At 72.3% G+C, this 7,967-nt stretch carries 7 protein-coding genes and 1 pseudogene; 3 read left to right on the forward strand and 5 right to left on the reverse strand.

The window, feature by feature from the left end; genetic code table 11:
* The first annotated feature begins 102 nt into the window (after positions 1–102).
* Entirely contained in the window at positions 103–696 is a 594-nt protein-coding gene (locus ACFVT2_RS40230; RefSeq protein WP_390026592.1) for an isochorismatase family protein, read from the forward strand.
* A gap of 23 nt (positions 697–719) precedes the next feature.
* Here the strand turns inward: ACFVT2_RS40230 and ACFVT2_RS40235 are convergent, their stop codons facing one another.
* Together ACFVT2_RS40235 and ACFVT2_RS40240 are read right to left on the reverse strand one after the other, a co-directional pair.
* Entirely contained in the window at positions 720–1,103 is a 384-nt protein-coding gene (locus ACFVT2_RS40235) for a hypothetical protein (protein ID WP_390026651.1), read from the reverse strand.
* A gap of 123 nt (positions 1,104–1,226) precedes the next feature.
* A complete protein-coding gene (locus ACFVT2_RS40240; protein WP_390026594.1) occupies positions 1,227–3,617 on the reverse strand; it encodes an immune inhibitor A domain-containing protein in 2,391 nt (796 codons plus the stop codon).
* A 412-nt stretch (positions 3,618–4,029) separates the two neighbouring features.
* Between ACFVT2_RS40240 and ACFVT2_RS40245 the strand changes: the two genes are divergently transcribed.
* A complete protein-coding gene (locus tag ACFVT2_RS40245) occupies positions 4,030–4,344 on the forward strand; it encodes a hypothetical protein (protein WP_390026597.1) in 315 nt (104 codons plus the stop codon).
* 44 nt (positions 4,345–4,388) lie between these two features.
* Here ACFVT2_RS40245 and ACFVT2_RS40250 read toward each other — a convergent pair whose 3' ends face one another.
* Positions 4,389–5,174 carry an RDD family protein gene (locus ACFVT2_RS40250; RefSeq protein WP_390026599.1) on the reverse strand — a complete coding sequence of 262 codons (786 nt, stop codon included), beginning with the start codon at positions 5,172–5,174 and terminating at the stop codon, positions 4,389–4,391.
* A 105-nt stretch (positions 5,175–5,279) separates the two neighbouring features.
* Positions 5,280–6,773: an RDD family protein gene (locus tag ACFVT2_RS40255; RefSeq protein WP_390026601.1), complete on the reverse strand. Its 1,494-nt coding sequence runs from the start codon at positions 6,771–6,773 to the stop codon at positions 5,280–5,282.
* 252 nt (positions 6,774–7,025) lie between these two features.
* On the opposite strand from ACFVT2_RS40255, the gene ACFVT2_RS40260 reads away from it, so the two are divergent.
* Positions 7,026–7,502 carry an SsgA family sporulation/cell division regulator gene (locus ACFVT2_RS40260; protein WP_390026603.1) on the forward strand — a complete coding sequence of 159 codons (477 nt, stop codon included), beginning with the start codon at positions 7,026–7,028 and terminating at the stop codon, positions 7,500–7,502.
* 98 nt (positions 7,503–7,600) lie between these two features.
* On the opposite strand, the pseudogene ACFVT2_RS40265 reads toward ACFVT2_RS40260, so the two are convergent.
* Positions 7,601–7,967: pseudogene (locus ACFVT2_RS40265) on the reverse strand (pyridine nucleotide-disulfide oxidoreductase); the annotation flags it as partial.

A 7,967-nucleotide genomic window follows, 5' to 3' on the forward strand; every position in this document is an offset into this window, starting at 1 on the left:
GGGGTGGGCCCGTGCCCACCCCTCCCGCCGCCCGCCCCCAGTGGCTACCCTCGGTCACACCACGTCTCGCGCCCCCGAACCTCCAGCCGGAAGGTACGCACCATGCACCGGGCACTGATCGTCGTCGACGTACAGAACGACTTCTGCGAGGGCGGCAGCCTCGCGGTGGCGGGCGGCGCGGACGTCGCGGCGGCCATCACCGATCTGGTGGGCGCCGCGGCCGGCAGCGGCTACCGCCACGTGGTGGCCACCCGTGACCACCACATCGACCCCGGCGACCACTTCTCCGACCGGCCCGACTACCGCACGTCCTGGCCCGTGCACTGCGTGGCCGGCACCGAGGGCAGCGGCTTCCACCCGAACTTCGCACCGGCCATCACCTCCGGCGCGATCGACGCGGTGTTCTCCAAGGGCGCCCACGCGGCCGCGTACAGCGGTTTCGAGGGCGCGGACGAGCACGGCACGCCGCTCGCCCAGTGGCTGCGGGAGCGGGACGTGACCGAGGTCGACGTGGTCGGGATCGCCACCGACCACTGCGTCCGCGCCACCGCCCTGGACGCCGCCCACGAGGGGTTCGCCGCCCGCGTCCTGCTGGACCTGACCGCCGGGGTGGCGGCGGAGACCACCGAGCGGGCGCTGACGGAGCTGCACGGGGCCGGCGTGGAGCTGCGCGGCAAGCCGGTGGTCGGCGGCTGAGCGCCCCTTGCGGGGCGCCGCCCTCACACGCCGGACGGGCTGGGAGTGCCGGCAGGGCTGACGGCGCCGGACGGGCTCGGCCCCTGCCTCAGGAGGGCCCGTATCGGGTGCCAGGACTCGGTGTCGTCGTCGGGGGCCTCGCGCCAGACCAGGCCGTCGGGGTGGTGGAGCACCGCGGTGATCTCGTCGGGGGTCGGCGGCTCGGTGTTGCCGCGCAGGTAGACGGCGCGCAGTCCGAGGTTGCGCAGCCTGGTCAGGGCGCGCTGGCGGTTCACGGCGTGCACCAGGACCCGGATGCGGCAGCCGCCGCCGTACGGCCCGCAGAGCGGGCCGTGGTCCGGTCTGGGCAGCGAGAGGGCGACCACCACGCTTCCGCCGGGAAGCCTGATGAAGCCGCCTCTGGTCATCGTCATATCTCCCCCGTGAGACTCGGCGTCAACAAGGAACTGTAGAACGCATCTAAACGCCTATCGGCCGCCGCCCGCTAGGGGGCGACGACCGATAACACTGTGACCTGCGGCTTTTACTTTCTACTTACCCGCAGGGCCCACCGTGAGGTTCACCGTGGAGCCGTCCTTGGCCTCCTTGGTGATCGCGATCTTGGTGTTGGTGTCAGGAACGACCACACCGCCGGTCGGGTTCGCCTTGTCGTAGTAGACGCCGTTGCGGTCGTCGAAGACCCGCACGCCGGGCTTCGACGTGATCTTCACCGCGGTGCCGTCCTTGTGGAGGGTGAGGGCGTCCGTCCGGGCGCCGGTGAAGGTCGAGTCGTAGGACTGGAAGCGGTTGCGCATCAGGGTGCCGTCGGCCCAGCGCTCGGCCCCCGGGTGCGCGTCGACCGGGAGGATCCGCCCGACGCCGGGGTGCACGCCCACGTTGTTGTCCCGCTGCGAGGTGTCCCAGAGCCAGATCAGCACGCCGTTCTGGAACGGGAAGTGCTCGACCCAGCCCGGCCGGGCGGTCTTCCAACCGAAGTTGTACGGACCGGACTTGAGGGTCTTGTCGTAGGAGACGTACTGGCGGTTCTCGGCGAGGTAGTACTGCGGGTAGTCCTTGGTGAAGGACGCGCCGATCCGCGAGAAGCCCTTGCTGGTCCAGCCGTTGTCGCCGTGTTCGGCGTCGTCGGTGAACAGCGGGGTGCCGTCGGCGGTGACGGTGAGGGCGTCCGCGGTGAAGCCCTTCTGCGCGACGCCGCCGTCGGTCTGGTAGCGGAAGCGGAGGCCGATCTTCTTGCCGGCGTAGGCGTCCAGCGGGAAGGCCAGGTCCTGGTGGGTGGTGACGGTGCCGCTCAGCGCGGGCTTGCCGGAGGCGTCGCGCGTCAGGGGCGCGCCGTTCGCGGTGCCGTCCAGGGGCGTCCAGTTGGCGCCGCCGTCCGTGGAGACCTCGGCGTAGACGTAGTCGTAGTCCTTCTCGGTGTCCCACCATCCCTTGAGGGTGAGCGCCGCGTGGGACCTGCCGGTGAGGTCCACGGTCCGGGTCAGGGTGTTGGACAGGTCGTCGCCCATCCCGCTCCACCACTGGCTGGCGCCCTCGGCGGGCTTGACGATCTCGGTGGTGACCTTCTTCGCGGGCAGGTCGACGACGAGTGCCTGCTTGTTCTTGGTGTTGTACTCGGCGACGCCCAGGGTGTGCCGGGACGGCGTCGCGGCCTTGGCCTTGGCGTAGTTGAGCCAGCCGAGTTGGAGCTTGTCCCAGGCGCTCATGTCGCCGGGCAGGTCACCGATGGCGTCCTTGCCGCGGCCGAGCCAGGAGCCGGCCGACATCAACGACCAGAAGTCCACCGAGGATTCGCCCTTGCCGGTGGTGTCGTACTCGTCCGGCAGACCCAGGTCGTGGCCGTACTCGTGGGCGAAGACGCCGAGTCCGCCGTTCTCCGGCTGCATGGTGTAGTCGCCGACCCAGAAGCCGGTGTCGCCGATCTGGGTGCCGCCCGCCTTGTTGTCCGCGGGACCCGTCTTGCCGGCGTCGGTGCCGTACGCGTACCAGCGGTGCGCCCAGATGGCGTCGGTCTTCTGGGCGCCGCCGCCGGCCGACTCGTCCTCACCTGCGTGCACGATCTGGAAGTGGTCGAGGTACCCGTCCGGCTCGTTGAAGTTGCCGTTGTGGTTGTAGTCGTTGCGGTCCCACTGGTCGTACTGGGCGAGGTCGGCCTTGATCTGGGCGTCGGTGCGGCCCTTGGCCTTCTGGTCGGTGACCCACTGGTTGACCGCGTCGCGGATCAGGTCCCAGGCGCTGGGGCAGTTGGTGGAGCCGCAGTAGTTGGAGCCGTAGCGGGCCTCGTTCCACGGGACCCGGACCCAGTCGGAGACCTGGCCGTCGACGGAGTAGCGGCCCGAGGACTGCCGCTCGTAGTACTTGGCCAGCGACTCCTTCTTCTTGTCGTGCGAGAAGTACAGGTCCTGGAAGTGCTGCCGGTCGAAGTCCGGTTGCCAGGCGGTGCTGTTGTCCTTGGTGCGGTCCGGCTTGGCTATCTGGTTGTGCGCCGGGCCGGGGGGGCCGCCGTACTTCTTGACCGGGGGGAGCGGCCCGTCGCCGTCCGGGTCGTACATCGTGGTGTCGTCGACCTTGTCCCCGAAGTCCACGAGGATGGTGAAGATCTTGTCGGTCTTCTCCCGGGCCAGTTCGACGTACTTGCCCTTGCCGAGCTTGACGACCTTGGAGCCGTTGCGCTCGGTCGCCCGGGCGTCGCCGGATATGACCTGTTGGAGCGCCTCGGTGCGCTGTGCCTTCTGCCGGTCGCTGAAGGGGCCCTTGAGGTCGTGGGCGTCGGCCCGCTCGGGCGCCGGGTCCGTGCGGACGGCGGACGCGGCGGCCGGCGGGGCGTCGGCCGCCGCCACCCCGGGAGAGAGAACGGCCGCCCCGGTCGCGGCGATCGCCGTGGCCAGGACGGCCGTCCCGAACAGTCTTCGGTGCTTTCTCACTTGGTCAAGTCCTCCCCATCAACTGGCCAATGCTGGAGGGCATTCGACCGGATCTGGGGAAGAAAAGACAGATCTTGACGTGTGTGTGAACTCCCAAGTACGTTATCCGGCTTGCGATTCACAGGTATCGGACAGCGGACGCACAGGTTCCGCATCGCCCGGCGGACCGGCGAACGTCGTGGGGGTATATGCCTGACGGGCATGCGCCCCCCGTCATCAGCAGGTCGGACGCCCCCCGGGGCGACTTGTCGCACCGATCCGCGACCACCCCGTGCGCCCCCGTGCTCCGAGCCGGTGGGTTAGGTCACGCTTACCTGCCGTTCCGCTCGGGCACAAGGGACCGTAGGCTCGTTCGGTGGCACGCCGCCGGACGCCCGACACCCCCGCCGACCCTCCGAGGACGGATCCCGCCATGCCTCGTCCGACCGCCACCCAGCTCGTCTACGGTTCGGCCACCGTCTTTCTCTCCACCCTCGCGATGCTGCTGCTCTCGCAGACGCAGACCGGGATCGGGGTCGCGGTCATCGCTCTGGCCGGCCTCGGGCTCGGGCTGCTGGTCGCGATGACGGTGCCGATGCCGGGGATGTCGCGGGTGGTGCGCCGAGGTGGCGGGAGCGCCGCGACCCCCGCCCGCCCCGTCCCGCTGCGGGCCGTACCGACCCCGGCCGAGCAACTGCCGCGACGGCGGGCCGGCGCCCGGGTCGGCGAGCACACCGCCGATATCTGACACTTCGTCAATTCATTGACGGTGGCGCACCGTTCCGCGGCACCTCAGTCCGTGGCCACCACCACGGTCCTGGCCGCCTTGTCGTGCAGGCACTGCTGGTACGGCTTGTCCCAGGTGCACCACAGGACGTTGATCAGCCAGAAGACGAAGCCGCAGCACGGGACGATCTCCGGCAGCGTGTAGACGGCGGCCCGGGTCCAACCGGCCTGCGGGGTCGGGATGGCGCCGTCGGAGAGCATCGCGACCCGGATCCGCATCGCCATCTTGCCGAGCGTCTGACCGCGGCTGGTCAGCATCAGCCCCTCGTAGATCAGGTACGCCAGCATCGTCACGCCGGACACCGTCGCCTGCTTGCTGGTCTCCACGCTGCTGGTGCTGAAGTAGTCCACCCAGCCGACGATCGCGTTCATGATCAGGGTGACCGGAACGCCGATGATGATCGCGTCGATGATCCGCGCCAGCAGGCGCTTGCCGCGGTTGGCCAACGGCGGCATCCCGGCCAGGGGATCGGCCCCGTACTCCCCCGCACCGCCGTAGGGACCGCCGCCAGGGGGGCCACCGCCATAGGACGGCGGGGGGCCGGCGCCGGGCGGCGGCGGAGGCGGCGGGGGCGGCGGACCACCGGGAGGGGGCGGGGCACCGGGGGGCGGCGGGGCACCGCCAGGGGGCGGGGTGCCTGCGCCCTCGCCCGGGCCGGCGCCGTACGGGGAGCCGTTGCGCGGTGCGCCGTCGTGCGGAGCGCCGCCCGCCGGGGGCTCCTGCGGCTGCTTCAGGAACGGATCGTGCTCCGGTGGTTCACCGGGGCCGGGCCGGGGCTGGTCGGTACTCATGGCCCGAGTCGACCCCTTGCGGACGGGCGCCGCATCCGCCGGCGTCCGATCGGGGTACCCGGGCCGTCAGGGCGGGTGACGGCCCGGGCAACGACCGGGTGACGGTCAGTCGGACGTCGCGTCGGAGGCGACGAAGGTGCGGGCCACCTTGTCGTGCCAGCACTGCCGCCACGGCTGGTCGATCAGGCACCACAGGGCGTTGACCACGCCGACCACGACGACCCCGAGCACGCCGTAGACCAGCCAGCGCTTGATGGTCTGCGCCAGCATCGGGGTGTCGTGGCTCTCGATGTCCAGCACCCGCACACCGCAGAGCTTCTTGCCCAGAGTGCGGCCCCACTTGAGGGTCGGCAGCACCTCGTAGAGTCCGCCGCCGATGAGGATGACGGCCAGGATGGTGAGGTAGACCGGGGTGGTGGTGCCGTCGACCAGGTACACCGTCACCTGACGGCCGGACTGCTTGGCCGCCTCGACCTTGGCGTCGAGGTGGTCGGTGACCGTGGACCACATGGGCAGCGCCACCGCGAGGGTGACCAGGGCCAGCACCAGGGTGTCGATCAGCCGGGCCGCGAGCCGGCGGCCGAGCGGCGCCGGATGGCCCTGCGCGGCCTGTGCGGCGGCGAAGAAGACATCGGTGGTCGGCGGCTTCCAGGGGATGACGCCGTCGTCGCCGGAGGCACCGCCCTGCGGCGGGAAACCGGGCGTGGGCGCCGCGGCGGCCGGGGGCTGCTGGGCGGCCGGCGGCTGGACCGGGCGGGCCGCCTGCTGGGCCGGTGCCCCGGTGGAGGGCAGGGCCTGGGGTGCGCCGCCGCCGGCCGGGCCGGCCTTGGGCCGGTCGCCCGCCGCGAGCCGGAAGGCCATCGTCTCGTTCTTGGCGGCGGGGCGGCCGCCCTCGCCGGCGTCCGGCCGGACGGCGCGGAAGGCGGTGGTGCCCTGGTCCGCGGCGGGCGGCTTCGCGGGCGCGTTACCGGGCGGGTTCCCGGGCCGCACCGCGCGGATCGCGGTGGTCCCCTGATCGCCGGACCCGCGGCGGGCCCCCGGGTTGACGGCACGGAACGCGACCGTTCCGTCGGCCGGGGCGTCCGGCGTGCGCGGGCCCTGGGTGGCGGGCGCGGCACCGGAGGCGGCCTCGTCGGTCTCCGCGGCGCGCTGCGGCGGGAGTCCGCCCCAGGCTGCGCCGCCGGCCGGGGTGCCGGTGGGGGCCTGGCCGGGCGCGCCCCAGGAGATCCGGCCGTCCTCGCCGAAGCCGGCCTGCCGGGAGGCGTCGGCGTGCCAAGAGGCCGCCGCTTCCGGGCTGGTGCCGTGCAGCCGCGCCGGATCGTCCCAGCTCGCGCCGGGGACCCCGGCCTCGCCGCGGGGGCGGACGGCCGGGTCCGCCTCGTCCAGGAAGACCGGGCCGGTCTCCTCGACGGTGGCGGGTGCGGGGGCCACGCCGGGCGGCGGCGCGGGCATCGGCTCGCCCTCGGCGGGGGCCGGACGACTGGTGCCCGGCGCCCATGCGGCACCGTTCCAGTACCGGATGTAGCCGGGGATGGACGGGTCCGGGTAGAAGCCTGGCGTGGGGCTACCGCCGGCGGATCCTGAGGTAGGGGCGCTCATGTCCGAAGTCCCGTATCTGTTCTCGGCCTGGTGGGTGTCGGGGTGCAGTCTGCCGCAACGCGGCGTCCACATCTATCAGACCCCGGGTCGTAACCGTGTTCCTCCCCTGTTCCTCCCCTTCCCCGGCAGCCGTCGGCAACTCCGGGAAAAAAGTTGCCCGAAGTCGTGTAAGAGTCCGGCCGCCGCCCGCTCTCTCCCTGTGCGGGCCCGCACACGGGTCCCGCGCAGGGTGTTGAAGAAAGGCGGAAACCCATGCACACCGTGGTGGAACGAGAGTTGGAACTGGGTCTGGTCCTGTCTCCGGAGCGAAGCATTCCGGTACCGGCCCGGTTGACCTACCGGACCGACGACCCCTATGCCGTCCACGTCGCCTTCCACGTCGGGTCGGACTCCCCCGTCCACTGGACGTTCGCCCGTGAACTGCTCGTCGAGGGCGTGTTCCGGCCGTCCGGCGAGGGCGACGTACGGGTCTGGCCGACGAAGCTGGACGGCCGCAGCCTGGTCTGCATGGCGCTGACCTCGCCGGACGGCGACGCGCTGCTGGAGGCGCCGGCCGCCGCGGTGTCGGCCTGGCTGGAGCGCACCCTGCGGATCGTGCCGCCGGGCTCCGAGAGCCGGCACCTGGGCATCGACAAAGGGCTGAGCGCGCTGCTCGCGCTGACCTCCCGGGACGACGCCGGGCCGAACGGCCCCTGGCCGTCGGAGGAGTCCCCCGAGCCAGGGGCGTAGCGGTGGTGCCGGTCCGCCATCCGGCGACCGTCCGCCCGACGACCGCTGGCCCGGACACCGTCCGCCCGGCGACCGTCCGCCCGGAGCCGGTCCGCCGCTCAGTCGCCTCGGTACGCCTCCAGCAACCGGAGCCAGACCTCGCTGATCGTCGGATAGGCGGGGACCGCGTGCCAGAGGCGTTCGATCGGGACCTCGCCGGCGACCGCGACGGTGGCCGAGTGCAGCAGTTCGCCGACGCCCGGCCCGACGAAGGTGGCGCCCAGCAGCACCTCGCGGTCCATGTCGACGACCATCCGGGCACGGCCGCGGTAGCCCTCGGCGTAGAGGAACGCGCCGGCCACCGTGCCCACGTCGTAGTCGACGAACCGGGCCCCGGTGGCGGCGGGGTGGGGCGAGGGGGGGGTGTGGGCCACCGCCCGCGCCGGGGGGGGGGGGTAAAACACCATCGGGGCCGCGGTGGCGTGC

The organism is Streptomyces sp. NPDC058000 (genome assembly GCF_042886435.1).
Classification (GTDB): domain Bacteria; phylum Actinomycetota; class Actinomycetes; order Streptomycetales; family Streptomycetaceae; genus Streptomyces.